At 72.2% G+C, this 24,573-nt stretch carries 25 protein-coding genes; 17 read left to right on the forward strand and 8 right to left on the reverse strand.

From position 1 onward, the window contains the following. Nucleotides 1–121: 121 nt before the first annotated feature. The gene (locus PV364_RS29990) at nt 122–1,252 is read right to left on the reverse strand and encodes a threonine aldolase family protein (RefSeq protein ID WP_319663561.1); all 1,131 of its coding nucleotides are present in this window, start codon (nt 1,250–1,252) and stop codon (nt 122–124) included. 101 nt (nt 1,253–1,353) lie between these two features. Here PV364_RS29990 and PV364_RS29995 point away from each other — a divergent pair, with 101 nt between their 5' ends. The 10 genes from PV364_RS29995 to PV364_RS30040 all read left to right on the forward strand — a co-directional run bounded on the left by PV364_RS29995 (nt 1,354) and on the right by PV364_RS30040 (nt 9,414). After that, the gene (locus tag PV364_RS29995; RefSeq protein WP_319663563.1) at nt 1,354–2,307 is read left to right on the forward strand and encodes a Rossmann-like and DUF2520 domain-containing protein; all 954 of its coding nucleotides are present in this window, start codon (nt 1,354–1,356) and stop codon (nt 2,305–2,307) included. Continuing rightward, a complete protein-coding gene (panC, locus tag PV364_RS30000; protein ID WP_319663565.1) occupies nt 2,304–3,158 on the forward strand; it encodes a pantoate--beta-alanine ligase in 855 nt (284 codons plus the stop codon). Before PV364_RS29995 ends, panC begins: the two co-directional genes overlap by 4 nt. Beyond that, nucleotides 3,155–5,008 carry an L-aspartate oxidase gene (locus PV364_RS30005; RefSeq protein WP_319663566.1) on the forward strand — a complete coding sequence of 618 codons (1,854 nt, stop codon included), beginning with the start codon at nt 3,155–3,157 and terminating at the stop codon, nt 5,006–5,008. The genes panC and PV364_RS30005 overlap by 4 nt, the downstream gene beginning before the upstream one ends. Next, the gene (nadC, locus tag PV364_RS30010) at nt 5,005–6,048 is read left to right on the forward strand and encodes a carboxylating nicotinate-nucleotide diphosphorylase (protein ID WP_319663567.1); all 1,044 of its coding nucleotides are present in this window, start codon (nt 5,005–5,007) and stop codon (nt 6,046–6,048) included. The genes PV364_RS30005 and nadC overlap by 4 nt, the downstream gene beginning before the upstream one ends. Beyond that, nucleotides 6,048–6,845 (forward strand): type III pantothenate kinase, encoded by a 798-nt coding sequence (locus tag PV364_RS30015; protein WP_319663568.1) that lies wholly within the window; start codon nt 6,048–6,050, stop codon nt 6,843–6,845. The genes nadC and PV364_RS30015 overlap by 1 nt, the downstream gene beginning before the upstream one ends. A gap of 94 nt (nt 6,846–6,939) precedes the next feature. Next, entirely contained in the window at nt 6,940–7,641 is a 702-nt protein-coding gene (locus PV364_RS30020; protein ID WP_319663570.1) for a hypothetical protein, read from the forward strand. Nucleotides 7,642–7,711: 70 nt separating this feature from the next. Continuing rightward, nucleotides 7,712–7,906 (forward strand): hypothetical protein, encoded by a 195-nt coding sequence (locus tag PV364_RS30025; protein ID WP_319663571.1) that lies wholly within the window; start codon nt 7,712–7,714, stop codon nt 7,904–7,906. Between the two features lie 58 nt (nt 7,907–7,964). Next, on the forward strand, nt 7,965–8,378 hold the full coding sequence (locus tag PV364_RS30030) for a BlaI/MecI/CopY family transcriptional regulator (RefSeq protein ID WP_319663573.1): 414 nt from the start codon (nt 7,965–7,967) through the stop codon (nt 8,376–8,378). 9 nt (nt 8,379–8,387) lie between these two features. Beyond that, nucleotides 8,388–8,906, forward strand: coding sequence for an amino-acid N-acetyltransferase (locus PV364_RS30035; RefSeq protein ID WP_319663574.1), 519 nt, complete (start codon nt 8,388–8,390; stop codon nt 8,904–8,906). Between the two features lie 166 nt (nt 8,907–9,072). Further along, complete coding sequence (locus PV364_RS30040; RefSeq protein ID WP_319663575.1) at nt 9,073–9,414, forward strand: histone-like nucleoid-structuring protein Lsr2; 342 nt, start codon at nt 9,073–9,075, stop codon at nt 9,412–9,414. Here PV364_RS30040 and PV364_RS30045 read toward each other — a convergent pair. Next, on the reverse strand, nt 9,345–9,875 hold the full coding sequence (locus PV364_RS30045; protein ID WP_319663576.1) for a hypothetical protein: 531 nt from the start codon (nt 9,873–9,875) through the stop codon (nt 9,345–9,347). The genes PV364_RS30040 and PV364_RS30045 overlap by 70 nt on opposite strands. Nucleotides 9,876–10,308: 433 nt before the next feature. Here PV364_RS30045 and PV364_RS30050 point away from each other — a divergent pair, with 433 nt between their 5' ends. From PV364_RS30050 to PV364_RS30060, 3 genes are all read left to right on the forward strand, one after another. Beyond that, entirely contained in the window at nt 10,309–12,837 is a 2,529-nt protein-coding gene (locus PV364_RS30050; RefSeq protein ID WP_319663577.1) for an ATP-dependent Clp protease ATP-binding subunit, read from the forward strand. 333 nt (nt 12,838–13,170) lie between these two features. Then, a complete protein-coding gene (locus PV364_RS30055) occupies nt 13,171–14,862 on the forward strand; it encodes a ricin-type beta-trefoil lectin domain protein (protein WP_319663578.1) in 1,692 nt (563 codons plus the stop codon). A gap of 303 nt (nt 14,863–15,165) precedes the next feature. Next, entirely contained in the window at nt 15,166–15,837 is a 672-nt protein-coding gene (locus PV364_RS30060; RefSeq protein WP_319663579.1) for a M23 family metallopeptidase, read from the forward strand. Nucleotides 15,838–15,872: 35 nt separating this feature from the next. Here PV364_RS30060 and PV364_RS30065 read toward each other — a convergent pair whose 3' ends face one another. Next, nucleotides 15,873–16,451, reverse strand: coding sequence for a TetR/AcrR family transcriptional regulator (locus tag PV364_RS30065; protein WP_319663580.1), 579 nt, complete (start codon nt 16,449–16,451; stop codon nt 15,873–15,875). A 124-nt stretch (nt 16,452–16,575) separates the two neighbouring features. On the opposite strand from PV364_RS30065, the gene PV364_RS30070 reads away from it, so the two are divergent. From PV364_RS30070 to PV364_RS30080, 3 genes are all read left to right on the forward strand, one after another. Then, on the forward strand, nt 16,576–18,138 hold the full coding sequence (locus PV364_RS30070; protein WP_319663581.1) for an MDR family MFS transporter: 1,563 nt from the start codon (nt 16,576–16,578) through the stop codon (nt 18,136–18,138). 82 nt (nt 18,139–18,220) lie between these two features. Next, nucleotides 18,221–18,637, forward strand: coding sequence for a helix-turn-helix transcriptional regulator (locus PV364_RS30075; RefSeq protein ID WP_319663582.1), 417 nt, complete (start codon nt 18,221–18,223; stop codon nt 18,635–18,637). 55 nt (nt 18,638–18,692) lie between these two features. Continuing rightward, complete coding sequence (locus PV364_RS30080; RefSeq protein ID WP_319663584.1) at nt 18,693–19,163, forward strand: VOC family protein; 471 nt, start codon at nt 18,693–18,695, stop codon at nt 19,161–19,163. Nucleotides 19,164–19,202: 39 nt separating this feature from the next. Here PV364_RS30080 and PV364_RS30085 read toward each other — a convergent pair whose 3' ends face one another. The 5 genes from PV364_RS30085 to PV364_RS30105 all read right to left on the reverse strand — a co-directional run bounded on the left by PV364_RS30085 (nt 19,203) and on the right by PV364_RS30105 (nt 23,533). Further along, nucleotides 19,203–20,468, reverse strand: coding sequence for a HAMP domain-containing sensor histidine kinase (locus PV364_RS30085; RefSeq protein ID WP_319663585.1), 1,266 nt, complete (start codon nt 20,466–20,468; stop codon nt 19,203–19,205). Between the two features lie 5 nt (nt 20,469–20,473). After that, nucleotides 20,474–21,157 carry a two-component system response regulator CseB gene (gene cseB / locus PV364_RS30090; RefSeq protein ID WP_319663586.1) on the reverse strand — a complete coding sequence of 228 codons (684 nt, stop codon included), beginning with the start codon at nt 21,155–21,157 and terminating at the stop codon, nt 20,474–20,476. Continuing rightward, nucleotides 21,150–21,917, reverse strand: coding sequence for a hypothetical protein (locus PV364_RS30095; RefSeq protein WP_319663587.1), 768 nt, complete (start codon nt 21,915–21,917; stop codon nt 21,150–21,152). The genes cseB and PV364_RS30095 overlap by 8 nt, the downstream gene beginning before the upstream one ends. After that, nucleotides 21,902–22,507: a SigE family RNA polymerase sigma factor gene (locus tag PV364_RS30100; RefSeq protein ID WP_401977896.1), complete on the reverse strand. Its 606-nt coding sequence runs from the start codon at nt 22,505–22,507 to the stop codon at nt 21,902–21,904. Before PV364_RS30100 ends, PV364_RS30095 begins: the two co-directional genes overlap by 16 nt. Before the next feature lie 147 nt (nt 22,508–22,654). After that, nucleotides 22,655–23,533 carry an A/G-specific adenine glycosylase gene (locus PV364_RS30105; protein ID WP_319663588.1) on the reverse strand — a complete coding sequence of 293 codons (879 nt, stop codon included), beginning with the start codon at nt 23,531–23,533 and terminating at the stop codon, nt 22,655–22,657. Nucleotides 23,534–23,728: 195 nt separating this feature from the next. On the opposite strand from PV364_RS30105, the gene PV364_RS30110 reads away from it, so the two are divergent. Further along, the gene (locus tag PV364_RS30110; RefSeq protein WP_319663589.1) at nt 23,729–24,538 is read left to right on the forward strand and encodes a hypothetical protein; all 810 of its coding nucleotides are present in this window, start codon (nt 23,729–23,731) and stop codon (nt 24,536–24,538) included. The last annotated feature ends 35 nt before the right edge of the window (nt 24,539–24,573 follow it).

Below are 24,573 nucleotides of genomic sequence, written 5' to 3' on the forward strand. Positions count from 1 at the left end.
GTGGCCCGCCCGGTCGCTCCGCACATCCCCGCCAATCTGCCGCCCGGCGGCCACCGACCGTGCCCTCGGCCTCTCCCGCAGAGCGCCCGCACCCTGGGCTGCCGGGGCGTCCAGGAGCGGGCTACGACTCCTTGCGGACCTCGCGCACGTAGCCGAGGAAGTCGTCCACGGCCCCGGCGACGTCGTCCGCGTCCCACTCCAGGGCGGAGGCGGCGACCGTCACCTCGGTCATCGACGTCCCCGGCGCCTCGCCCGCGGACCAGCGTCCGAAGAGCGCGTTGCGGGTCTCCTCCGCCTGCCGCACGCCCGCCTCGTTGAGCACCTCGGGCGCCTCGAGCAGCCACACCTGGAACTGGTGGGTGTGCGGCACGTCCGGGTGCACCCGGGCCCACCCGGCCTGCGTCAGGCTCCGGCGCAGGGCCGCGGCGACCGTCTTGGCGTGGGCCACGTACTCCGGCAGCCGGGGCAGTTCGCGGTCCAGCCCGTCCAGCGCCGCCAGGACGGTCGGCCACTGCTGGAAGAGCAGGCCGCCGTAGCGGTGGCGCCAGGCGCGGGCCTCGGCGGCCAGTGCGGACGGCGCGGCCAGGGCGGCGCCCGCGACTCCGCCGAGGGATTTGTAGAACGACACGTAGACGCTGTCGGCGAGCCCCGCGATCTCCTCCAGCGGCTTCCCGAAGTGCGGCGGGCACTCCCACAGCCGGGCGCCGTCGAAGTGGACGACCGCGTCGCGCTCACGCGCGGCCTCCACGGTCGCCGTCAGGTCCTCCCAGGAGGGCAGGACGAAACCGGCGTCGCGCAGCGGCAGTTCCAGCATGAGCGTGCCGAAGGGCTCGTCCAGTTCGCGTATCTCCTGGGCGTCCGGCAGCCGTCGCGCGGTGGTCGGGTGCACGGTCCGCAGCCCGCTGAGCGCCGACAGCGCCCCGCGCTCGTGCCGTTCGGGGTGGGCCAGCGGGTGCAGGGCGACGGTGGGGTTGCCGGTGCGGCCCGCCCAGCAGCGCAGCGCGACCTGCTGTGCCATGGTGCCGGTCGGGAACCAGACCGCCTCCTCGGTGCCGAGCAGCCGGGCCACCCGCTGCTCCACCTCGGCCACGATGCCGTCCCCGTACATGTCGGTGGGGCCGTCCAGCCCGTCCCTGGCCGCCAGCCGGGCCAGCCGGTCCCGCATCGTCGGGTACGTGCCGTGCGACAGCACCCGGTCGCAGGCGTTGACGGCGGCGATCCGCCGCGCCTTCTCGTCGTCCGCAGAGGTCATGCCCCGATCCTGCCGTGCCGGAGGGCGCCGGGGAACATTCGCGTAGCATTGACGAGAACGTCCGGTACCCCCGCGAGGACTGGAACGGAAGGCAAGCCAGCGTGAACGCATCGCACTCCCCGGGGCCCCTGCCCCCCGACGTGGAGGCCCGCCCCGCGCGGCTCACGGTCGGCGTCGTCGGCGCGGGCCGGGTCGGTCCCGCGCTCGCCGCCGCGCTGCGGATGGCCGGGCACCGCCCCGTCGCCGCGTCCGGTGTCTCCGACGCCTCCCGCCGCCGGGCCGCCGCCCTGCTGCCCGACGTGCCGCTCGTGGAGCCCGCCGAGGTGCTGGCCCGCGCCGAGCTGGTGCTGCTCACCGTCCCCGACGACGCGCTGCCGGACCTGGTGACCGGGCTCGCCGAGACCGGTGCCGTACGGCAGGGCCAGCTGCTGGTGCACACCTCAGGCCGGTACGGCACCGGTGTCCTGGCCCCGGCGCTGCGCGCGGGCGCGCTGCCGCTCGCGCTGCACCCGGCGATGACCTTCACCGGTACCTCCGTCGACGTGCAGCGGCTGGCCGGCTGCTCCTTCGGCGTCACGGCCCCGCAGGAGCTGCGGATGGCCGCCGAGGCGCTGGTCATCGAGATGGGCGGTGAGCCGGAGTGGATCGAGGAGTCCGCCCGGCCGCTCTACCACGCGGGCCTGGCCATCGGAGCCAACCACCTGGTCACCCTCGTCGCGCAGTCCATGGAACTGCTGCGCGCCTCCGGGGTCGCCGAGCCCGGCCGCATGCTCGGCCCGCTGCTCGGCGCCGCCCTCGACAACGCCCTGCGCTCCGGCGACGCCGCACTGACCGGCCCCGTGGCCCGCGGCGACGCCGGCACGGTCGCCGCCCATCTGTCCGAACTGCGCAAGCACGCGCCGGAGATGGCGGCCTCCTACCTCGCGATGGCCCGCGCCACCGCGGACCGCGCCCTGGCGGGCGGACTGCTGAAAGCCGAGTTCGCCGAGGCGCTGCTCGGCGTACTCGCCGACGGGGCCGCGGGAACCGGCGGCGGAGAACGGGGAGAGCGATGACCGAACTGGTCCACACCGCGCGCGAGCTGAGGGCGGCCGTCGAGGGCCGCTCCGGCGCGACCGGCGTCGTCATGACGATGGGCGCCCTGCACGAGGGCCACGCCACCTTGATCCGCACCGCCCGCGGGCGGGTCGGCGAGGGCACCGTGGTGGTCACCGTCTTCGTCAATCCGCTGCAGTTCGGCCCGAACGAGGACTTCGACCGCTACCCGCGCACCCTCGACGCCGACCTCAAGGTCGCCGAACAGGCGGGCGCCGACGTGGTGTTCGCCCCCTCCGTCGAGGAGGTCTACCCCGGCGGGCAGCCCCAGGTGCGCGTCGGGGCAGGGCCGATGGGCGAGCGGTACGAGGGCGCCTCCCGCCCGGGCCACTTCGACGGGATGCTCACCGTCGTCGCCAAGCTGCTCCACCTGACCCGGCCCGACGTCGCGTTCTACGGCCAGAAGGACGCCCAGCAGCTCGCGCTGATCCGGCGCATGGCCACCGACCTGAACTTCCCCGTCGAGATCGTCGGCGTCCCCACCGTGCGCGAGCCGGACGGCCTGGCCCTGTCCAGCCGCAACCGCTACCTCTCCGAGGGGGAGCGCCGCACCGCCCTGGCCCTGTCCCGCGCCCTGTTCGCCGGCCGTGACGCGGCCGGGCAGGGGCCGGAGGCCGTACGGGCCGCCGCCAGGGAAGTGCTGGACGGCGCCGAGGGCGTGGGCGTGGACTACCTCGCCCTCGTCGACCCCCGGGACTTCTCCGAGGCGTCCGCGGACCACACCGGACCCGCGGTGCTCGCCGTCGCCGCCCGGGTCGGGGCGACCCGGCTGATCGACAACCTGCCACTCGACTTCGGAGGCACCCGATGAGCACCACCGGCATACGGCTGCTCGCCCCCGCGCCCGGCTGGGCGCACGAGGCGGACGTGGTGGTGGTCGGGTCCGGCGTGGCCGGGCTGACGGTCGCGCTGCGCTGCGCCGCGCAGGGGGCCAAGGTCACCGTCGTGACCAAGGCCCATCTCGACGACGGCTCCACCCGCTGGGCCCAGGGCGGCATCGCGGCGGCCCTCGGCGAGGGCGACACCCCGGCGCAGCACCTGGACGACACCCTGGTGGCGGGCGCCGGGCTGTGCGACGAGGAGGCGGTCCGCGTCCTGGTCACCGAGGGCCCCGACGCGGTGCGGCGGCTGATGGCGACCGGTGCGCACTTCGACACCAGCGAGACCACCGGCGAGATCCTGCTGACCCGCGAGGGCGGCCACCACCGCCGCCGTATCGCGCACGCCGGCGGCGACGCGACGGGCGCGGAGATCTCCCGCGCCCTGATCGAGGCCGTGCGGGAAGCCGGGGTCCCCCGTGCCGAAGGCCAGGGTGGGGTCCCCCATGCCGAAGGCCAGGGTGGGGTCCCCCATGCCGAAGGCCAGGGGAGGATCGAACTCATCGAGAACGCCCTCGTCCTGGACCTGCTCACCGACGCCGCTGGCAACACCGCCGGGGTGACCCTGCACGTCATGGGCGAGGGGCAGCGCGACGGGGTCGGCTCGGTCCGGGCCCGGGCCGTGGTGCTGGCCACCGGCGGCATGGGCCAGGTGTTCTCCGCGACGACCAACCCCTCCGTGTCGACCGGTGACGGCGTGGCGCTGGCGCTGCGCGCCGGGGCGGAGGTCTCGGACCTGGAGTTCGTGCAGTTCCACCCGACGGTGCTCTTCCTCGGCGCGGACGCGGAGGGCCAGCAGCCGCTGGTCTCCGAGGCGGTGCGCGGCGAGGGCGCCCATCTCGTGGACGCCGACGGCGTGCGCTTCATGCAGGGGCAGCACGAACTGGCCGAGCTGGCCCCGCGGGACATCGTCGCCAAGGGCATCACGCGCCGGATGCAGGAGACCGGCGCCGAGCACATGTACCTCGACGGCCGCCACTTCGGGGCCGAGATGTGGAGCAAGCGCTTCCCCACGATCCTGGCCGCCTGCCGCGCCCACGGCATCGACCCGGTGACCGAGCCGATCCCGGTCGCCCCGGCCGCGCACTACGCCTCCGGCGGGGTCCGCACCGACCTGCGCGGCCGTACGACCGTGCCCGGCCTGTACGCCTGCGGCGAGGTCGCCTGCACCGGCGTGCACGGCGCCAACCGGCTCGCGTCGAACTCCCTCCTCGAAGGGCTGGTCTTCGCGGAGCGGATCGCCGCCGACATCGCCGCGCACCCGGCCGCCCCCGGCGCCCCCGTGATCCCCGCCCCGAGCCGCTTCCCGCTGCTGCCCTCCGAGGCGCGGTACGGGATCCAGCGGATCATGACGCGCGGGGCGGGCGTGCTGCGCAGCGCCGCCAGCCTGGAGGAGGCGGCCGAAGCGCTGCACCGGATGTACGCCGACGCCGCCGAGCTGCTGGAACGCGACGGCAAGACCGCCGAGCCGTGCGTGGAGACCTGGGAGGCGTCCAACCTCTGCCTGGTCGCGCGAGTATTGGTCGAGGCCGCCCGGCGCCGCGAGGAGACCCGCGGCTGCCACTGGCGCGAGGACCGTCCCGAGCGGGACGACGCCACGTGGCGCCGGCACATCGTCGCCACCCTCGATCCCCCCGCCTCCCACGGCCTCCGGCCGGGCGGAGCGGTGCCCGCCGCACCCGCTACTCTCACCATCCGCACCACCGACACAGCGGACTTCGCCCCCGGCCCCCTGCCCGGGGGACCCCACCCGACCCGCCCTGGAACGGAGCAGCAGCGATGAGCACGCCCGACCAACCCCTCCTGCAGATCGGCGGCCCGAGCGGCGGCGGGGGCGGTGGCTGCGGTGACGGCTGCGGCTGCGGCGCCGGCGAGGAGCACGCGTACGACCCGGACGAGTGCGGTCTAGACCCGGGCCTGGCCCAGCTGCTGGCGGACGCCGGGCTGGACCCGGTACTGGTCGAGGACATCGCCCACATGGCGATCGAGGAGGACCTGGACGGCGGGGTGGACGTCACCACCGTCGCCACGATCCCCGAGGACGCCTTCGCCACCGGCGACTTCACCGCCCGTGAGGCGGGCGTGGTGGCCGGGCTGCGGGTCGCCGAGGCGATCCTGTCCGTCGTCTGCACCGACGAGTTCGAGGTCGAGCGGCACGTCGAGGACGGCGACCGGGTCGAGGCGGGCCAGGTGCTGCTCTCCGTCCGCACCCGGACGAGGGACCTGCTGACCGCCGAGCGCAGCGCGCTCAACCTGCTGTGCCGGATGTCCGGCATCGCCACCACGACCCGCCGCTGGGCGGACCTGCTGGAGGGCACGAAGACCCGGGTCCGCGACACCCGCAAGACCACCCCGGGCCTGCGCGCGCTGGAGAAGTACGCGGTGCGCTGCGGCGGCGGCGTCAACCACCGCATGTCGCTGTCGGACGCCGCCCTGGTCAAGGACAACCACGTGGTCGCCGCGGGCGGCGTCGCCGCGGCCTTCAAGGCCGTGCGGGAGGAGTTCCCCGACCTGGCCATCGAGGTCGAGGCCGACACCCTGCACCAGGTCCGCGAGGTCCTGGAGGCGGGCGCGGACCTGATCCTGCTGGACAACTTCACCCCGGCCGAGACCGAAGAGGCCGTCGCGCTGGTCGCCGGCCGCGCCGCCCTGGAGTCCTCGGGCCGGCTCACCCTGGAGACCGCCCGCGCCTACGCCGATACCGGCGTGGACTACCTGGCCGTGGGCGCGCTGACCCACTCCTCGCCGATCCTCGACATCGGTCTCGACCTGCGCGCCGCGGATGCCGCCGGTCCCGCGGGTGACGGACCGGAGCGGGACTGATGCTGCTCACCATCGACGTCGGCAACACCCACACCGTCCTGGGACTGTTCGACGGGGACGAGATCGTCGAGCACTGGCGGGTCTCCACCGACCCGCGCCGCACGGCGGACGAGCTGGCGGTCCTGATGCAGGGCCTGATGGGCATGCACCCGCTGCTCGGCGAGGAGCTCGGCGACAACATCCACGGCATCGCGATCTGCTCCACGGTCCCCTCCGTGCTGCACGAGCTGCGCGAGGTGACCCGCCGCTACTACGGCGACGTCCCCGCGGTCCTGGTGGAGCCCGGGGTCAAGACCGGCGTCCCGGTGCTCGCCGACAACCCCAAGGAAGTCGGCTCGGACCGGATCATCAACTCGCTGGCCGCCGTGCACCTGTACGGCGGCCCGTGCGTCGTCGTGGACTTCGGCACGGCCACCACCTTCGACGCGGTCACCGCGCGCGGCGAGTACGCCGGCGGCGCCATCGCCCCGGGCATCGAGATCTCCGTGGACGCCCTCGGGGCGCGCGGCGCGCAGCTGCGCAAGGTCGAGCTGACCCGGCCGCGCAGCGTCATCGGCAAGAACACCATCGAGGCGATGCAGTCCGGCATCCTGTACGGCTTCGCGGGCCAGGTGGACGGCGTGACCGAGCGGATGGCCCGGGAGCTCGCGGACGACCCCGACGATGTCACCGTCATCGCCACCGGCGGCCTGGCGCCCCTGGTGCTGGGCGAGTCGGCGGCCATCGACGTCCACGAACCGTGGCTGACCCTCATCGGGCTGCGCCTGGTCTACGAGCGCAACGTCCAGGCGACCTGACGGGCGGGCGACGGCCCCGGACGGCCGTCGGCACGGCACGCCCGGGCATATCTGGTTACGCGTATTTTGTCCGCTTAGTACGTAAAGTCGGTGCATGCCCACGCCACACGGGTCCCGAGGCGGAATGGCGTTCAGCGCGGATGAACTGCGCGTGCTCCGGCGCGCCCTCTCAGCGGCCCTCCAGTCCAGCACCACGACCCCCACGCCCGACGATGTGCGGGACTATCTGCGTCTTGTCGAGGACGTGGACGAGGCGGCCCGGGAGGCCGGGCGACTGCGCACCTTCCTGCTCGCGGAGCTCGCCCGCTACCGGGCGGCGCTGCCCGGCAGCGCCGCCGGCTACCTCGAACGGCTGACCGGCGCGCTCGACACGGGCTACGTCCCCGTGCCCGACGACCTCGCGGCGTTGCGCATGCTGCGCACGCACCCGTCCTCCGAGGCCGAGACGCACCGCCGGTACGGGGTGCTGCGCCGCTGCGAGCACCTGGCGGAGCTCGACGTCCGCGCCCGCCTGGCGGCCCGCATCCCGGCGCCCGCCTCGCCGCCCGTCACGGCCCGCCCGGGGCGCACCAGGCTGCGGGCCCTGCCCGGCGGCCGGACCTCCGCCGACGACCCCGCGGAACGCGGCCGGGGCCAGGAGCCGAAGCCGGCGCCGCGGCCGGACCCGAGAACCCCGCCCGCGGATCCCGACGCCCCCGAGCGCGACGAGCCCAAGCGCAAGGTGCCGACCCCGGCGGAGATCTTCCCGCCGCGCCGCCGCACCCAGCCTCCGCCGGAACAGCTCGCCACGGGCTGAGACGGGCCGCCGGAGCGTCCCGGGCCGACCGGGCGACGGAGCCGCGCGGGGGCGTGGCTACTCTGGTCGCATGGACTACGTCTCCGCCCTCGTGCCCCCGGCCGTGATGGCCATCGCGTTCACGTTCCTCATCAGGACGCTGATCAAGAGCCAGGGCGGGGCCAACAAGGCCAAGGAGGACGCGGTGGTCGACACCGCACTCGCCGCCAACGCCGCTCCCGCCGCCCCGGCCCCCCGGCCGGGCGGCGCCGAACCCCGGGCCTGACGCCCGGGGTTCTCCGGCATTCCGGGGCATTCCGCCCGATTGCCACTAGTATTCGGGTGTGCCCCGTCCCCTGGGAGACCTCGAAGACTCCGTCATGACACGGGTGTGGCGCTGGAACCGCCCGGTGACGGTACGCGAAGTGCTCGAAGATCTGCGCCGGGAGCGCTCCATCGCGTACACGACGGTCATGACCGTAATGGACAACCTTCATCAGAAGGGCTGGCTGCGCCGGGAAGCCGAAGGGCGCGCCTATCGCTATGAGGCGGTTTCCACGCGTGCCGCTTACTCCGCCGCGCTGATGCACGAGGCGTGGGCCGCGAGTGACAACCCGGCGGCGGCTCTTGTCGCCTTCTTCGGGATGATGTCGGCGGAACAGCGAGAAGCGCTCCGGGACGCAATGCGGGTCGTCCAATCCGCTGAACCCGCAGAACCCGCTGACCCCGGCGAGACGCCGGGATCGGACGGACGATAGCGTCCGTGCATGCCCGTCGCTTCAAATGACGTCACCATCCGCCGGGCGCGCACCGGTGATGTGCCGGCCGTCCGGCGACTGCTCGACGCCTATGTCCGGGACCGCATCCTGCTGGACAAGCCGACGGTCACGCTTTACGAGGACATCCAGGAGTTCTGGGTCGCCGAACGCGATCAGGACGCCGAGGTCGTGGCCTGCGGTGCCCTCCACGTCATGTGGGAGGACCTCGCCGAGGTGCGCACTCTCGCGGTCGACCCGGTCCACCACGGCAACGGCATCGGCCATCTCGTACTGGAGAAGCTGCTGCAGACCGCGCGCTGGCTGGGAGTGCGGCGAATTTTCTGCCTCACCTTCGAAGTGGACTTCTTCGTGAAGCACGGCTTCGTGCAGATCGGTGAGACGCCGGTCGACGGCGATGTCTTCGGTGAGCTGCTGCGGTCAAAGGACGAGGGTGTGGCCGAGTTCCTCGACCTCGAACGAGTGAAACCGAACACCTTGGGCAACAGCCGGATGCTGTTGCATCTCTGACGCCGCTCCCCGGGCGCCTCCAGCACAACAGTATGTCCGATACGTTCCCCGGTGGAAGACCGCGTACGGCGTGAGGGACCGGAGCAGTTCGGGCAAGGGGTTTGAGTTTTCCGGGAAAAGGCGGTTTGCTTTTACCGGTTATCCGTATTCGATGAAAGGGAAGCCGGTGGCACAGAAGGTTCAGGTCCTTCTTGTTGACGACCTCGACGGCGGCGAGGCGGATGAGACCGTGACGTTCGCACTCGATGGAGTGACTTACGAGATCGATCTCACCACCGACAACGCCGACAAGCTGCGCGGCCTGCTGAGCCCCTACGTGGACGGCGGCCGGCGCACCGGCGGCCGTGCAGGGCGTGGCCGCACCGTGAAGGCCGCCTCCCGCGGCGGCTCCGCGAGCCAGGACACCGCGAAGATCCGTGCCTGGGCCAAGGAGGCGGGCTACGAGGTCAACGACCGCGGCCGCGTCCCGGCGCAGATCCGCGAGGCGTACGAGAAGGAGCACGGCTGACCGGTCCGGCCGGTGCGCAGCCGGACCCGGTGGCAGGCGTTCGCCAGTGCGGACACCAGGGCCACCAGGCCGACGGGCCCCGTGGGGTCCCCGTCGGCCGGGCAACCCCCGACCGTCAGGGCGGGCAAGTGCGGCGCGCCCGTGTGGCTGTGCCCGCCCGTTCCGGGTGGACGCAGCCACACGGGCGCGCCGTCGTTCCGCCCGGTAAGCCCCTGCAGCGGCACCAGGTCCAGCGGGACGCCGGTCCACTCCAGCCAGTCCAGCAGGCCCGGGACCTCCGCGGCCCCGCCGGCGGCCACGTAGAACCGCATGCGCGGCCCCTCCAGCGCCACCGGCCCGGTCCTCCCCGGCGGGAAGCGGTCCAGCACCTCGTACCCGGCCGCGGCGGGCACGTCGAGGGCGTCCATGCCCGTCGTGCGCCGTGGTTCCGGGATGCGCCGGATGTCCTGAGAGGCCTGCATGTCCTGCGCAACGCCGCGGACCCGGCCGCGGTTACGAGAGCCGTCACCAGGAGTACCCGGGTGCCGGTATCCCGTCACTGTCCGTGAATTCCCCGGACGCAAGCCTGTTCGCCTGTAGCAGACAGGCGGCGCGCTTCCGGCATGGACTGTCGGTGGGAGCGGGTAAGAAATACCTAGTGGGAAGGGACGACGGGCATGTCGGACGGGCAGGGCGTTCGCCCTCGGCGTACTGGATAAAGGGCTATCCGCCTGGCCTGCGGGAACATCGTCTCGCACCATCAAGTTGTGGCTGTTGTCGACGGCGCGGGGGGTAAACGACCTCGCGAGGTGTCGACGGTTGAAGTGAGCTGCCCCGCTGTGCGGGACTAGCATGCGGAAGGACAGGGAGGGGACACGCCCCTAACTGCCCGACCGCTCTGAGGAGCGATTAACGATGTTCGAGAGGTTCACCGACCGCGCGCGGCGGGTTGTCGTCCTGGCTCAGGAAGAAGCCCGGATGCTCAACCACAACTACATCGGCACCGAGCACATCCTCCTGGGCCTTATCCACGAGGGTGAGGGTGTCGCCGCTAAGGCCCTGGAGAGCCTCGGGATTTCGCTCGAGGCGGTCCGCCAGCAGGTTGAGGAGATCATCGGTCAGGGCCAGCAGGCCCCGTCCGGTCACATCCCCTTCACCCCCCGGGCCAAGAAGGTCCTGGAGCTGTCGCTCCGCGAGGCCCTCCAGCTCGGCCACAACTACATCGGCACGGAGCACATCCTGCTCGGCCTGATCCGCGAGGGCGAGGGCGTCGCCGCCCAGGTCCTCGTGAAGCTGGGCGCCGATCTGAACCGGGTGCGGCAGCAGGTCATCCAGCTGCTCTCCGGTTACCAGGGCAAGGAGGCCGCCACCGCCGGCGGTCCCGCCGAGGGCACCCCCTCGACCTCGCTCGTCCTGGACCAGTTCGGCCGCAACCTCACTCAGGCCGCTCGTGAGACCAAACTCGACCCGGTCATCGGGCGCGAGAAGGAGATCGAGCGCGTCATGCAGGTGCTGTCGCGCCGCACCAAGAACAACCCCGTCCTGATCGGCGAGCCCGGCGTCGGCAAGACCGCCGTCGTCGAGGGCCTGGCCCAGGCCATCGTCAAGGGCGAGGTCCCGGAGACGCTGAAGGACAAGCAGCTCTACACGCTTGACCTCGGTGCCCTGGTCGCGGGCTCCCGCTACCGCGGTGACTTCGAGGAGCGCCTGAAGAAGGTGCTCAAGGAGATCCGCACCCGCGGCGACATCATCCTGTTCATCGACGAGCTCCACACCCTGGTGGGTGCGGGTGCCGCCGAGGGCGCGATCGACGCCGCCTCCATCCTGAAGCCGATGCTCGCCCGCGGTGAGCTGCAGACCATCGGCGCCACCACGCTCGACGAGTACCGCAAGCACCTGGAGAAGGACGCGGCCCTGGAGCGCCGCTTCCAGCCCATCCAGGTCGCGGAGCCGTCGCTGCCGCACACCATCGAGATCCTCAAGGGCCTGCGGGACCGCTACGAGGCCCACCACCGCGTGTCCATCACGGACGCCGCCCTGGTGGCCGCGGCGACCCTCGCCGACCGGTACATCTCGGACCGCTTCCTGCCGGACAAGGCGATCGACCTGATCGACGAGGCCGGTTCCCGGATGCGCATCCGCCGGATGACCGCTCCGCCGGACCTGCGCGAGTTCGACGAGAAGATCGCCGACGTGCGCCGGGAGAAGGAGTCCGCGATCGACTCCCAGGACTTCGAGAAGGCCGCCTCTCTCCGTGACAAGGAGAAGCAGCTGCTTTCCGCGAAGACCAAGCGGGAGAAGGAGTGGAAGGCCGGCGACATGGACGTCGTCGCCGAGGTCGACGAGGAGCTGATCGCCGAGGTCCTGGCCACCGCCACGGGCATCCCGGTCTTCAAGCTCACCGAGGAGGAGTCCTCGCGTCTGCTGCGCATGGAGGACGAGCTGCACAAGCGCGTCATCGGCCAGAAGGACGCGATCAAGGCCCTCTCGCAGGCCATCCGCCGCACGCGGGCCGGCCTGAAGGACCCCAAGCGCCCCGGTGGCTCGTTCATCTTCGCCGGCCCGTCCGGCGTCGGTAAGACCGAGCTCTCCAAGACGCTCGCCGAGTTCCTCTTCGGTGACGAGGACGCGCTGATCCAGCTCGACATGTCCGAGTTCAGCGAGAAGCACACCGTCTCGCGGCTCTTCGGCTCCCCGCCGGGATACGTCGGCTACGAGGAGGGCGGGCAGCTCACCGAGAAGGTGCGCCGCAAGCCGTTCTCCGTCGTCCTCTTCGACGAGGTCGAGAAGGCCCACCCGGACATCTTCAACAGCCTGCTGCAGATCCTGGAGGACGGTCGGCTGACCGACTCCCAGGGCCGGGTCGTGGACTTCAAGAACACGGTCATCATCATGACCACCAACCTCGGCACCCGGGACATCTCCAAGGGCTTCAACCTCGGCTTCGCGGCCGCGGGTGACGTCAAGACCGGGTACGAGCGGATGAAGGCCAAGGTCGGCGAGGAGCTCAAGCAGCACTTCCGTCCCGAGTTCCTGAACCGTGTCGACGACATCGTGGTCTTCCACCAGCTCAGCGAGGAAGACATCATCCAGATCGTCGACCTGATGATCGCCCGGGTGGACGAGCGCCTCAAGGACAAGGACATGGGCATCGAGCTCAGTCCCGAGGCCAAGTCGCTGCTCGCCAAGCGCGGATACGACCCGGTGCTGGGTGCCCGGCCGCTGCGCCGGACGATCCAGCGCGAGATCGAGGACGTGCTCTCCGAGAAGATCCTCTTCGGCGAGCTGCGCACCGGTCACATCGTGGTCGTGGGCACCGAGGGCGAGGGCGAGAACGTCAAGTTCACCTTCCGCGGTGAGGAGAAGGTGGCCGTCGCCGACGCCCCGCCGGTCGAGGCGGCCGGCAGCGGTGGCACGGGCCCGAACCTCAGCAAGGACGCCTAGTCGCGCGTCATCGAACACCGGGGCCGGCCCCGTCCGTACACGAGTACGGACGGGGCCGGCTCGTTTGTGTTCCCGATGAACCCACCCTTGTTGTGCTCGTCTGATTTATGGAAAGGTGAGCTCTGCTCGCGCGCGGGAATCCTTCAGTCTTCCTTCTCCGTGGGCCGGTGTCGCGCCGTCATTCCCGCAGGCATTCCCGATGAGCTGCTCCAGGCGAAGGGGGAGAGCACACCTCCCGGTGCCCCGGTCCCGCGTCCCCCCACCCAGCTGCGTGCCCGTCGGTGGAATGGTTCGTACTTTTCCCGGCGCGGCGAACGCGGAAGGAAACGCTCGTTGAAGGATTCGCTCTCCTCGAATTCCCCGCACCCCGGCCATTTGTTCGACGTTCCGGACGAGGCCCTGTCGGTGGAGCTCAGAAACTTCTCGGGAAAGAAAGCCGTCCACCAGCCCTTCGAGGAGTTGCTGGCCCGCCATTGGCGGCCGGTCCACGAGTACGCGGAGCTGTGCGCCGTGTCCGGGCACACGGCGGGCATCCTCGCGTCGGCCGCCTTCACCCGGGTCTTCGTCGACACGCTGCGGCTGACCGGCCCCTCGTCCGCCTGGCGCCCGGAACTGCTGGTCACCGTCCACCGCATCGCGGAGGAATGGGCCACGGACCGCCGTCGTGCCTCCCTGCACCGCGGACTGCGGATGCGCGGGGACCAGGCCGATCCGCGCCTGGCCGTCCCGGACAACCGCCGGCTGGTCCATCGGGCGTTCCAGCGGCTCCCCGAACCGGCCCGCTGCCTGCTCTGGCACGTCGAGGTCGACGCGGAGAACCTGGCCGTACCGGCCGCCCTCCTCGGTGTCGGCCAGGAGAAGGCCGCGGGGCAGCTGGAGCTCGCACGCACCCGCTTCCGCGAGGCCTGTGTCCAGGCCCACCGGGACCTGGCTCCGTACGAGAGCTGCCTGCAGTTCAGCCGGCTGCTGGACATCTCCATCCACCGCGGCGGCGCCGGGCTCGTGCCCGACCTGCAGCGCCACATCGCCAAATGCGACCACTGCCGGTACGCCGCGGAGCAACTCGACCACTCCGGGGACCGCTTGGGCGCGCTGATCGCCGAGGCGGTCCTGGTCTGGGAGGCACGGGCTTACCTCGACTCCCGCCCGGCGCGCCGGGCGGCGCGTGACAACGATGCCGCGGCCGCTCAGGCCGGTCGCTCCGGTGGTCAGGCCGGGCGGCGGCACGGCGGCCGGCGCCGGAGGCCCGGCGGGCTGCTGCGCGGCCGTGGGCGGCCGGGAGCGGCCGGTGCGACGGCCCTGGGGGTCGGCGGCGTCGTGCTGGTCGTGGCCGCCGTCGCCGGTCTCGCCGGGCTCCTGTCGGACGGCGGAACCGACGACCGGGCCTCGGCGGGCGTCTTCCCGGGCGCGTCCGCCGGTACTTCGGCCGCCGGTTCTGCTTCCGGTTCCGGTGCCGGTTCCGCCTCACCCACGGCCTCGTCGTCCGGCACCGGCACCGGACGCGGCTCCGGCGGCGTCACCGCCGACCCGGCGCCGGGCGGCGGACTGCGTGGGCGGCTGCGCAATCAGGGCAGCGGCCTGTGCGTCGACCTGGCCGGGCGCGGCACGGTCCTGGGCACCACGGCGCTCACCGCGGTGTGCGACTCCGGGACCACCCAGTTCTGGACGTACGAGCGGGACGGGCTGCTGCGCAGCGTCGCCGAGCCCTCGTACTGCCTCAACTCGCACCGCGGCGCTGCGCTCGAACTGGGTCTGTGCACCGCCTCGTTCGTCACCGGTGCCGAGGACGTGCGCTACGACCTGACGCTCACCGGCGATCTCGTGCCGCGCTGGAACCAGCAGCTGGCCGTCGCACCGGACAGCGGGCGGCGCGGCGCCGGGGTCGTCCTGGCACCGCGCGACGGCCGCTCCGCCCAGCGCTGGTCCCTGGACGCCTCGGTCGAGCCGTCCCGCTTTCGGTCCGTCGCCCTCGGCCGCCCACCCGTCGTACGTGTCGCACTGAATTCCGCAGAAGAAAGGCCGTGAGGGCTTTTTCCGGTGCGTGGCGCAGGCCACGGGACTTTGGTCCCCAGGGGCGGTCCTTCGTCCCTCGGGGGCCATTTCCTTTGGTCCTTTGGGCGGTGACCTGACCCACGTGACCTGGGACACGTACGAAGGGCAATAGGAGAAGCGGCCCCGTGGAACGGGTAGCCGGACGGTACCGAAGGCAATTCCTACGATGCCGCATAGTGGATGCGGGGGTTTGTCCTCGCCTGGAATTCCGGGTTACCTGTGACTCGCGGCCGACAACCGCGAGACTTTTCCGGCTATTCCCGCGAGGTATTGCGAATGCTCAAGCCCGACTTCTCCAACTCCGTCATCCGCGGCCGCGGCGCCGCCGTGACCGCCGGCGTCGTGGCGTCGCTGGCGCTCGGCGCGGTGGGCACGGCTTCGGCCGCGACCCAGGACGCGGGGCTGCTGGGGATGGGCGCAGCCGGCAAGCTGGCCAAGGCCACCCGTGCCCAGGCCGACGGGCAGCAGCGCGCCGCCGTGGCCGGCCAGGCCGACCGCCACGCGCGCACCCGGCTGCACGCGACGCACGTGGCGCGGCTCTCCGTCGCCTGGATGAAGCCCGTCAAGCACTACCAGCTCTCGGCCGGCTACATGAAGAACGGTGCGCACTGGGCGCACAAGCACTCCGGCCAGGACTTCGCGGTCGCCATCGGCACCGATGTGCACGCCGTGCACAGCGGCACCGTCGTGACGGCCGGCTGGGGCGGCGCCTACGGCAACAACATCGTCATCCGCCACAGCGACAACACGTACTCGCAGTACGGCCACCTGTCGAAGATCAAGGTCCGCGTCGGTGAGCACGTGAACACCGGCGAGGAGATCGCGCTGTCCGGCAACACCGGCAACAGCACCGGCCCGCACCTGCACTTCGAGATCCGTACGACCCCGTACTACGGCTCGTCGGTGAGCCCGCTGCCCTTCCTGCGGGCCGAGGGCGTCTCGGTCTGATCCGGCGGTGGCCGACCGTATCCGCCCGCTCCGCCCTACCCCCGGTCGTCCCGGTAGGTCTCGGCGATGAGCCCCTGGGCGACCTCGAGGACGGCCGCGCGCTTCTCCTCGGGGTCGCCCTCGATGTCCTGCATCGTGAACATGCCCGCGTGCATGGCGAAGACGGCGGTGATCGAGCGGACCTGGTCGGTCAGCGGGGCCTCGGGGTCGCGCAGCAGTGCGTGCACGGCGAACAGCTTGGACTTGAAGGCCTCGCCGATGCTGAGGTCGCGGACCGTGGCCTGGTTCTCCTGGAGGAAGCGGAAGAGCGGGCCCGAGGTCCACAGCGCCTCGCTGTAGCGGCGCAGCACCTCGTACTTGGTCTCCAGGCTGCGGGGCTGGTCGGCCGCCCACTCGATCAGCTCGTCGACCGGGGAGGTCAGGTCCTCCACGATGCCGATGAGGATGTCTTCCTTGGTCTTGAAGTGGTAGTACAGCGCCGCCTTGGTCACGTCGAGGTGCTCGGCGATCTCGCGCAGCGAGGTCTTCTCGTACCCCTGCTGGGCGAACAGTTCGAGCGCGACGTCCTGGATGCGACGGCGCGTATCACCTCTGCGTACGTGCGGCGTGGCCATGGGCGAACTTTAACTTACTTGACGCCCGGCTAGTAAGCGGCTTACATTCAGGATGCCCCGGGCAACTAGCCGGGCGGCAGGTAAGCGACTCACGACAAGTGCGTGACAAGTAGGGGAGCTTGTAATGGCGGACACCGCCGAGGCACCGCAGCGCAGTGTGCGCGTGGTGCTGTTCGGGCTGATGATCGCGATGCTGCTCGCGATGCTCGACAACATGATCGTCGGCACCGCGATGCCCACCATCGTCGGCGAACTGGGCGGCCTGGAACACCTGTCGTGGGTGGTCACCGCTTACACCCTGGCGACGGCCGCGTCGACGCCCATCTGGGGCAAGCTCGGCGACATGTACGGCCGCAAGGGCATCTTCATGGCGTCGATCGTGATCTTCCTGGTCGGCTCCGCGCTGTCCGGCATGGCGCAGGACATGGGCCAGCTGATCGCCTTCCGCGCCATCCAGGGCCTGGGCGCCGGCGGTCTGATCGTCGGTGTCATGGCGATCATCGGTGACCTGATCCCGCCCCGCGAGCGCGGGAAGTACCAGGGCATGATGGCCGGCGTCATGGCGGTCGCCATGATCGGCGGCCCGCTGGTCGGCGGCAGCATCACCGACAACTGGGGCTGGCGCTGGAGCTTCTACATCAACCTGCCGCTGGGCGTGGTCGCGCTCTTCGTGATCTCGGCGGTGCTGCACCTGCCGAAGAAGCGGATCAAGGCGCGCATCGACTACCTCGGCGCGGCGCTGCTCACCGTCAGCATCACCTCGCTGGTGCTGCTGACCACGTGGGGCGGCAACCAGTACTCCTGGGGCTCGGCCCAGATCCTCGGCCTGCTGGTCCTCGGCCTGGTCACCCTCGCCGCGTTCATCTACGCCGAGACCCGCGCCGCGGAGCCCGTGCTGCCGCTGCACATCTTCCGCAGCCGCAACTTCGCGCTGATCTCCGTGATCGGCTTCCTGGTCGGCTTCGTGATGTTCGGCGCGATGACCTTCCTGCCGCTGTTCCAGCAGACCGTGCAGCACGCCTCCGCCACCAACTCCGGCCTGCTGCTCCTGCCGATGCTGCTGTCGATGATGGTGGTCTCGCTCATCGCGGGCCGGGTCACCACGCAGACCGGCAAGTACAAGATCTTCCCGATCATCGGCGGTGCCCTCATCGCGGTCGGCCTCTACCTGCTGTCGACGATGGACACCGGCACCAGCCGCTTCGTCTCCGGCGTGTGGATGGCCGTGCTCGGCGCGGGCATGGGCTTCCTGATGCAGATCACGATGCTCATCGCGCAGAACAGCGTCGAGATGAAGGACATCGGCGTCGGGTCCTCGTCCTCCACCCTGTTCCGCACCATCGGCGGCTCGTTCGGTGTCGCGCTGTTCGGCGCGATCTTCGCGCACCAGGTGCAGGACTCCATGAGCGCCAGCCTCGGCAGCGCCGGTGGATCGGCGGCGTCCGGCCCGGCCCAGATGGACATGGCGAGCCTGGCCAAGCTCCCGGAGCAGGTGCAGCAGGCCTACTTCCACGCGGTCGCCAACGGCACGCACCACGTCTTCCTGTGGGGTGCGGTGCTCAGCCTGATCGGCTTCGCCGCGGCGTTCTTCGTCAAGGAGATCCCGCTGCGCGGTGGCCCGTCCGCGAAGGCCGGCGAGGACAAGAGCGGCGAGCAGGAGGTCGTGGCGGCCGTCGAGGCCTTCTGAGCCCTGGCCCCACCCGCCCGCTCCCGCTGTGACCCGTGCTCGCACGGGGGTCGCTGTCCGACCCCCGTGCGAGCATCGTCGTATGGCGGCGAACCTCGGGCTTCTGCGGCAGCTGCGGCTGGCCAAGGACGCGATGGACCGCGACTGGGCCCAGCCGCTGGACCTGGACGCGGTGGCCGCGCACGCCGGTTACTCCCGCTACCACTTCGTGCGCTCCTTCAAAGCGGTGTACGGGGAGACGCCCGGGCAGTACCTGAGCCGGCGCCGCATCGAGCGCGCCCAGGAGATGCTGCGCACGGCGGACCTGGCGGTCACCGAGATCTGCACGCTCGTCGGCTTCTCCAGCCTCGGCACCTTCTCCAGCCGCTTCAAGCGGCACACCGGGCTCACCCCGACCGAGTACCGCGGCACGCATCTCGGCCGGGGCGCCGCCCTGATACCCGGGTGCTACGCGCTGTTCTGGGCCGGCGGATTCCGCAATTCCGGAGAAGCGCCGTGAGACGGCCCGCGCCTAGCGTGGAGGGGCAAGCACGCGACCCCCTCAGGAGCAGGTCATGACCACTGGGATCACCGGTATCTCCATCGTCACCGTCTGGGTGCAGGACCAGGAACGCGCCAAGGAGTTCTACACCGACAAGCTCGGCTTCGAGGTACGCACGGACATGAGCATGGGGGCGATGCGCTGGCTGACCGTGGGTCCCAAGGAGCAGCCCGACGTCGAGATCACCCTCATGGTGCCCGGCCCGCCCGCGCTCGACCCGGAGTCCGCCGAGCAGCTCAGGTCGCTGGTCGCCAAGGGCGTCCTCGGCGCGGGTGTGCTCCGCACCGACGACATCCACGCCACCTACCGCGACCTCAAGGGCAAGGGCGTCACGTTCCTCCAGGAACCCCAGGAGCGCCCGTACGGCACCGAGGCGATCATGCGGGACGACTCCGGCAACTGGTTCAGCCTCACCCAGCGGCGCGACGGGCTGGACCTCACCAAGGACTGGGCCGACGGCACGCAGGAGCAGGCCGACGGCTGACGCGCCCGGGTCCCGGGGGCTCGGCCCGACCGGGCCCGGCTAGTCGCGGGGGAGGAGGAGCCGGGCGACGGCGCCGCCGCCGGCGGATGCGGGGGCGTTGCGGAAGGTGAGGCGGGCGCCGAGGACGCGGGTCTGGCCGGTGGCGATGGTGAGGCCGAGGCCGTGACCGCCCCCGGCGCGGTCGCTGCTGCCGGTGCGGAAGCGGCTCGGGCCGTCGTGGAGCAGGTCCTCGGGGAAGCCCGGGCCGTGGTCGCGGACCTCCAGGTAGGGGCCGGCGACCGTGACCTCGATGGGCGGCCGGCCGTGCCGGGCGGCGTTGCCGAGCAGGTTGGCCAGTACGCGTTCCAGACGCCGGGGGTCGGTGCGCACGACGGCGTCGTCGCGTACGTCGACGGTGGCCGCGGGCACCACCGCGGCGACGCGCCGGCGCACGAAGTCGCCGAGCGCGACGTCCTGGAGGTCGGCCTGCTCGGCGGCGCCGTCGAGCCGGGCGACCTCCAGCACGTCCTCGACCAGGGTGCGCAGCGCCTGCGCCCGGTCCCGGACCAGCTCCGCGGGGCGGCCCGGCGGCAGCAGCTCGGCGGCGGTGACCAGACCGGTCACCGGGGTGCGCAGTTCGTGGGCGATGTCGGCGGTGACCCGGCGTTCGGCCTCCAGCCGCCCGGCCAGGGCGTCCGCCATGGCGTCCACCGCGCGCGCGAGTTCGTCCGTCTCGTCGCGGACCCGGCCCCCGATGGCCTCCCGCACCCGGACCCGGGTCTCCCCGTCGGCCACCCGGCCCGCGGCCACGGCGGCCTTGCGGAGCCGGCGGGACAGCTGGCCGCCGATGAGCACGCCGAGCGCGGTGCCGCCGACCACGACCGCCGTGGAGCCGATGACCAGCGCCTGGTCCAGGTCCTCCAGGACCGAGAAGCGGTCGGTGAAGGTGGTCTTCAGCGACAGGATCTTGCCGTCCGCGAGCGGGGTCTCGGCCCACACCATGGGCGCGCCGCCGGCGTCGGCGACGTAGGTGGCCCGCTTGCCCTCGCGGGCCAGCCGCTTGAGCGGGGCCGGCAGAGCCGGGTCGTTCAGCTGGGCGTCGATGGTGAGCCGGCCGGTGGACTCGTAGATCCGCTGCGCGAACTGCACCCGCTCGTTCTGCACGTCACGGGAGTTCTCGATCATGCTGGCGCGGGCCGCGTTGTGCACCACCAGGCTCAGGACGAGCGCGACCAGGGCCGACACCACGGCGATCGCCGCGCACACCTTCCAGCGCAGACCGACCTTCGGCAGTGGGCGGAGTCCGCCGGCCCGGCGCGCGGTCACCGGGCTCAGCCCCGCAACTTGTAGCCGAAGCCGCGCACCGTCTCGATCCGGTCCTGGCCGACCTTGGCGCGCAGTCGCTGTACGTGGACGTCCACGACGCGCGTGTCGCCGCCCCACGCGTAGTCCCAGACCCGCTCCAGCAGCCGGTCCCGCGACAGCACGGTGCCCGGCGCCGCCGAGAACTCCAGCAGCAGCCGCATCTCCGTCGGGGTCAGCGCCAGCCGCTCACCGCCGCGCCGCACCTCCATGCCCTCCGGGTCCACCTCCAGGTCGCCGAAGGCCAGCACCCCGGACCCGGCCGGCTCCTCACCGGCCGCGGCCAGCCGGAAGCGGCGCAGCACGGCCCGCATCCGGGCGGTGAGCACGGCCCCGTCGAAGGGCTTGGTCACGTAGTCGTCGGCGCCCGCCTCCAGGCCGAGCACCACGTCGATCGCGTCGGCCCGCGCCGACAGCATGATCACCGGCACCGTGGACTCGTCGCGGATACGCCGGCACAGGCTCACCCCGTCCAGCCCCGGCACCATGACGTCCAGCAGCGCCAGGTCGGGCCGGCGGGCACGGAACGCGTCCAGCCCGGACAGGCCGTCGGGCACGGCGGTGACCTCGAAGCCGTCCCGCTCCAGCGCCAGCGTGGTGGCCTCGCGGATGACGTCGTCGTCCTCGACGAACAGGACGTGCGTGTCAGCCATGGGAGGTGTCCTCGTCGCCGGCCTCGTAGTCGCGATGGCTGAAGGAGGTCTCCTCGAAGCGCGTCCCGTTCCACCGGTAGGTGGTGATGTCCTCGCCGGAGGGGTTCGACACGGCGTCCTGCGGCTCGTACACCTGGTGGGTGACCTTGAGGCTGCTGTCGCTGATCTCGGCGTAGACGGGGGGCTGCTCGTCGGCGAAGACGTTGACGTACTTCCCGTGCTCCCGGCGGTAGACGTAGGCGCCGATGCCCACCCCGTCACCGCAGGTCGAGACGGTGACCACGAGGTCGGCCGCGTTCCTGCCGGTCAGGTCGCCGTAGCGGTCGTCGACGGGGTACAGGACCTCGGCGCCCCGGGCGGTCGGCACCGGGGTCCGCGCGACCGGGGTCCGCGGGGCGGGCACGGTCCCGGTGCCGCCGTCGCGGGCGGCCGATCCGGGGACCGACGAGGCGGCCACGCACGCCACCAGCCGGGCGCGGATGTCCTCGGCGACCTTGGGATCGGACTTCACCAGCCGCACCGCGTCCGCGACGGGCGTGCGGGCCGCGGCCGGGGGGACACCGCCGGAGGTCTTGCGCGCCGGCGGTGTCGGCGCGGCGCCGGTGGGCAGGGGGGCCGGCACCGCGAGCGTCGAGGAGAGGACGGTGCCCTCCTCCCGCACCCCGCCGGCGTCACGGCAGCTGGTCACGGCGACCAGCGCCGACCCGCACACCGCTACCGCGGCGACGGCGGCGCCGACCGGGACTATGCTGCGGCGCACACACCCTCCGTCCTGACGTCTGCGGACCCTTCGGACCCTTCGGACTTCCCGTACCCGTTGCCCTGCCCCTCGAGGTCGGCGCGCAGTCGCGCCAGCGCCCGGTGCAGGGTGCTCTTCACGGTACCCACCGACATGCCCAGAGCGTGCGCCGTCTCCTCCGTGCTCAGCTGCCGGTAGTGGCGCAGCAGCACCACCTGGCGCTGCTTCGGCGCCAGGCACTGCAGCGCGTCCAGCAGCATGGCGCGGTCCGCGCGCTGCTCGGCGCCGTCGTCCACCGCGCCCTCGGGCAGCTCGGGGGTCGGCACCTCCTCCAGGCGCCGGGCCCGCCACCACTCGGTACGGGTGTTGATCATCACCCGGCGCATGTAGGCGTCGGCGAGGTTCTTGTCGGCGATGGCGTCCCACCGCGGGTAGGTGCGCGCAAGCGCGGTCTGGACGAGGTCCTGCGCGTCGATCGGGTCCGGGACGAGGCGGCGGGCGCTGCGCAGCAGGGCGTCCTGACGGCTCCGTACGTACTCCTCGAAGTCCATCACCTGGGCTGACCCCTGGCCGTTCGCCCCCATGGCGTCCCTCCGCTCCGTGCGTTCCATCACGACGCGGCCGACGCTACGGAGGGCATGTACGGCTTTCGCCACCGCAGCCGCACAGCGGCCGCACAGGAACCCATCGGTTGTGTAACGACCGGACCTTCCGGGTACGGAAGAAGGCCCGCGACGGCCCCGGAGCGGAGGGCGGGCTCAGCCCGGCAGCCGGTACACCCCGCCCGCCAGGGGCTCCACCAGGCCGTCGGAGACCAGCCCGTCCAGGGCGCGGGCGCGCTGCACCGGCTCGTGCCAGACCGCGTCCAGGACCGCCTGCGGCACGGGGGCGGTCGCGTCGCGCAGCACCGCCAGCAGCTTGCCGCGGACCTGCCGGTCGGTTCCCGCGTACGTCTGGCCGCGGCGCGGCGGGCCCTCGTGCGCGGGAGAGCCGGCCAGCCGCCAGGCGCACTGCGCGGCGATCGGGCAGCGCACGCACTCCGGGCCGCGCGCGGTGCAGATGAGGGCGCCCAGTTCCATCGTGGCCGCGGCCCAGCGGGCGGCGGTGGCCTCGTCGGCGGGGAGCAGGCGCTGGGCGACCTTGCGCTCGGCGGCGGTCGTGGCGTTCGGCGGGTACTCCACGCCGGTCACCGCGCGCGCGAACACCCGCCGCACGTTGGTGTCCAGCACGGCGTGCCGCTGCCCGTAGGCGAACGAGGCGACGGCCGCGGCCGTGTACTCGCCGATGCCCGGGAGGGCCAGCAACTCGGCGTGATCGGTGGGGACATGACCGTCGTGGAGGTGCGCGATCGCGGTGGCGGCGGCGTGCAGCCGCAGCGCCCGGCGCGGATAGCCCAGCCGGCCCCAGGCGCGGACCGCCTCGCCGGGCGGCTCGGCGGCGAGCGCGGCCGGATCGGGCCAGCGCTCCAGCCACTGCTCGTACACCGGCAGCACCCGGGAGACCGGCGTCTGCTGCAGCATGAACTCGCTCACCATGACGCCCCAGGCGCCTGCCTCCGGGCGGCGCCACGGCAGGTCCCGGGCGTTCTCGTCGAACCAGTCGATCACGGGGGAGTGAAGATCACGGTGCTCGTTCATAGCGTCACCGATCCTACGGCCCCGGAACCCGCCCGGCGGGCAGGGGAGATCTGCTGATCAATCACACAAGTTGCCTGCGTGCCGCGCGTGCCTTGGTCCGATTCAAGGGAAAGCGCATAAGGTTTGCGCGTGGGCTCTGTGCGCAATCCCGTGGGACCTCTCCCGTCCTCCATCTACTGGCGACGACGGGCTGTTGTGCTGCTCCTCCTCCTGGTGATCACCGCGTTGGTGGTGTGGGCCGTCAACTTCCGTGACGGCGGCGGCGGAAACAGGGCGGACGGTCCCGGCGGTCGCACCCCCGTACCCTCCATCACGCCCGGTCCGTCCGCCAGCGGCCCGCTCAACAGCTCGCGTCCCGGCGGCTCGGTCGGCGGTGGCTCCTCGGACGGCGGTTCCACCGACGGGGCCGGTGACTCCGGTGCCACGGACGGCAGTTCGTCCGGCGGCGACGCCGGTGACACCGGCGGCAGCGGCGCGGACGGCGGTGCGGGCGCGGACGGCGGCTCGGCGTCCGGCGGCACCGACTCCTCGTCCGGCGGCGGCGTTTCCGGCAGCGGCGGCAGCGGCAGCGGGGGCGGCGCGCAGCTTCCCGCCGGCTCCAGCCTCCCCGACTGCACCTCCTCGTCGGTCACGCTCAGCCTGCGCAGCGAGCACAACTCCTACGAGCCCGGTGAGAAGCCCACGTTCATGCTCACCGCCACCAACTCCTCCGGTGTCGGCTGCAAGCTGGACTTCGGGGCGACCGCGGCCGTCTTCACCGTCTCCGACGTGGACGACAACCACCGCTGGGCGAGCGACGACTGCCCCAGGAGCCGCTCCGGCTACCTGCTGCAGGTACCGGCCAACAGCTCGACCACCTACGAGCTGCGCTGGGACCGCACGACCAGCGCGCCGCAGTGCGCGACCCCCAAGGTCCGGACCGCGCCGCTGGGCACCTACCTCGTGGAGGCGCGGCTGCCGGGCTTCCAGCCCAAGCAGACGTCCTTCGTCCTGAAGGACGCCTGACCGACGCGGGCGTCAGGCCGGCCGACGCACCGGCC

This window comes from Streptomyces sp. MI02-7b (assembly GCF_033793585.1).
Taxonomy (GTDB): Bacteria; Actinomycetota; Actinomycetes; order Streptomycetales; family Streptomycetaceae; genus Actinacidiphila.

What these genes read in the sequence shown, in the direction of transcription:
- PV364_RS29990 (WP_319663561.1), bottom strand. Translation starts at nt 1,252, where the DNA reads ATGACCTCTGCGGACGACGAGAAGGCGCGGCGGATCGCCGCCGTCAAC.
- panC (WP_319663565.1), top strand. Translation starts at nt 2,304, where the DNA reads ATGACCGAACTGGTCCACACCGCGCGCGAGCTGAGGGCGGCCGTCGAG.
- PV364_RS30005 (WP_319663566.1), top strand. Translation starts at nt 3,155, where the DNA reads ATGAGCACCACCGGCATACGGCTGCTCGCCCCCGCGCCCGGCTGGGCG.
- nadC (WP_319663567.1), top strand. Translation starts at nt 5,005, where the DNA reads ATGAGCACGCCCGACCAACCCCTCCTGCAGATCGGCGGCCCGAGCGGC.
- PV364_RS30015 (WP_319663568.1), top strand. Translation starts at nt 6,048, where the DNA reads ATGCTGCTCACCATCGACGTCGGCAACACCCACACCGTCCTGGGACTG.
- PV364_RS30020 (WP_319663570.1), top strand. Translation starts at nt 6,940, where the DNA reads ATGCCCACGCCACACGGGTCCCGAGGCGGAATGGCGTTCAGCGCGGAT.
- PV364_RS30025 (WP_319663571.1), top strand. Translation starts at nt 7,712, where the DNA reads ATGGACTACGTCTCCGCCCTCGTGCCCCCGGCCGTGATGGCCATCGCG.
- PV364_RS30035 (WP_319663574.1), top strand. Translation starts at nt 8,388, where the DNA reads ATGCCCGTCGCTTCAAATGACGTCACCATCCGCCGGGCGCGCACCGGT.
- PV364_RS30045 (WP_319663576.1), bottom strand. Translation starts at nt 9,875, where the DNA reads ATGCAGGCCTCTCAGGACATCCGGCGCATCCCGGAACCACGGCGCACG.
- PV364_RS30050 (WP_319663577.1), top strand. Translation starts at nt 10,309, where the DNA reads ATGTTCGAGAGGTTCACCGACCGCGCGCGGCGGGTTGTCGTCCTGGCT.
- PV364_RS30060 (WP_319663579.1), top strand. Translation starts at nt 15,166, where the DNA reads ATGCTCAAGCCCGACTTCTCCAACTCCGTCATCCGCGGCCGCGGCGCC.
- PV364_RS30065 (WP_319663580.1), bottom strand. Translation starts at nt 16,451, where the DNA reads ATGGCCACGCCGCACGTACGCAGAGGTGATACGCGCCGTCGCATCCAG.
- PV364_RS30070 (WP_319663581.1), top strand. Translation starts at nt 16,576, where the DNA reads ATGGCGGACACCGCCGAGGCACCGCAGCGCAGTGTGCGCGTGGTGCTG.
- PV364_RS30075 (WP_319663582.1), top strand. Translation starts at nt 18,221, where the DNA reads ATGGCGGCGAACCTCGGGCTTCTGCGGCAGCTGCGGCTGGCCAAGGAC.
- PV364_RS30080 (WP_319663584.1), top strand. Translation starts at nt 18,693, where the DNA reads ATGACCACTGGGATCACCGGTATCTCCATCGTCACCGTCTGGGTGCAG.
- cseB (WP_319663586.1), bottom strand. Translation starts at nt 21,157, where the DNA reads ATGGCTGACACGCACGTCCTGTTCGTCGAGGACGACGACGTCATCCGC.
- PV364_RS30100 (WP_401977896.1), bottom strand. Translation starts at nt 22,507, where the DNA reads ATGGAACGCACGGAGCGGAGGGACGCCATGGGGGCGAACGGCCAGGGG.
- PV364_RS30105 (WP_319663588.1), bottom strand. Translation starts at nt 23,533, where the DNA reads ATGAACGAGCACCGTGATCTTCACTCCCCCGTGATCGACTGGTTCGAC.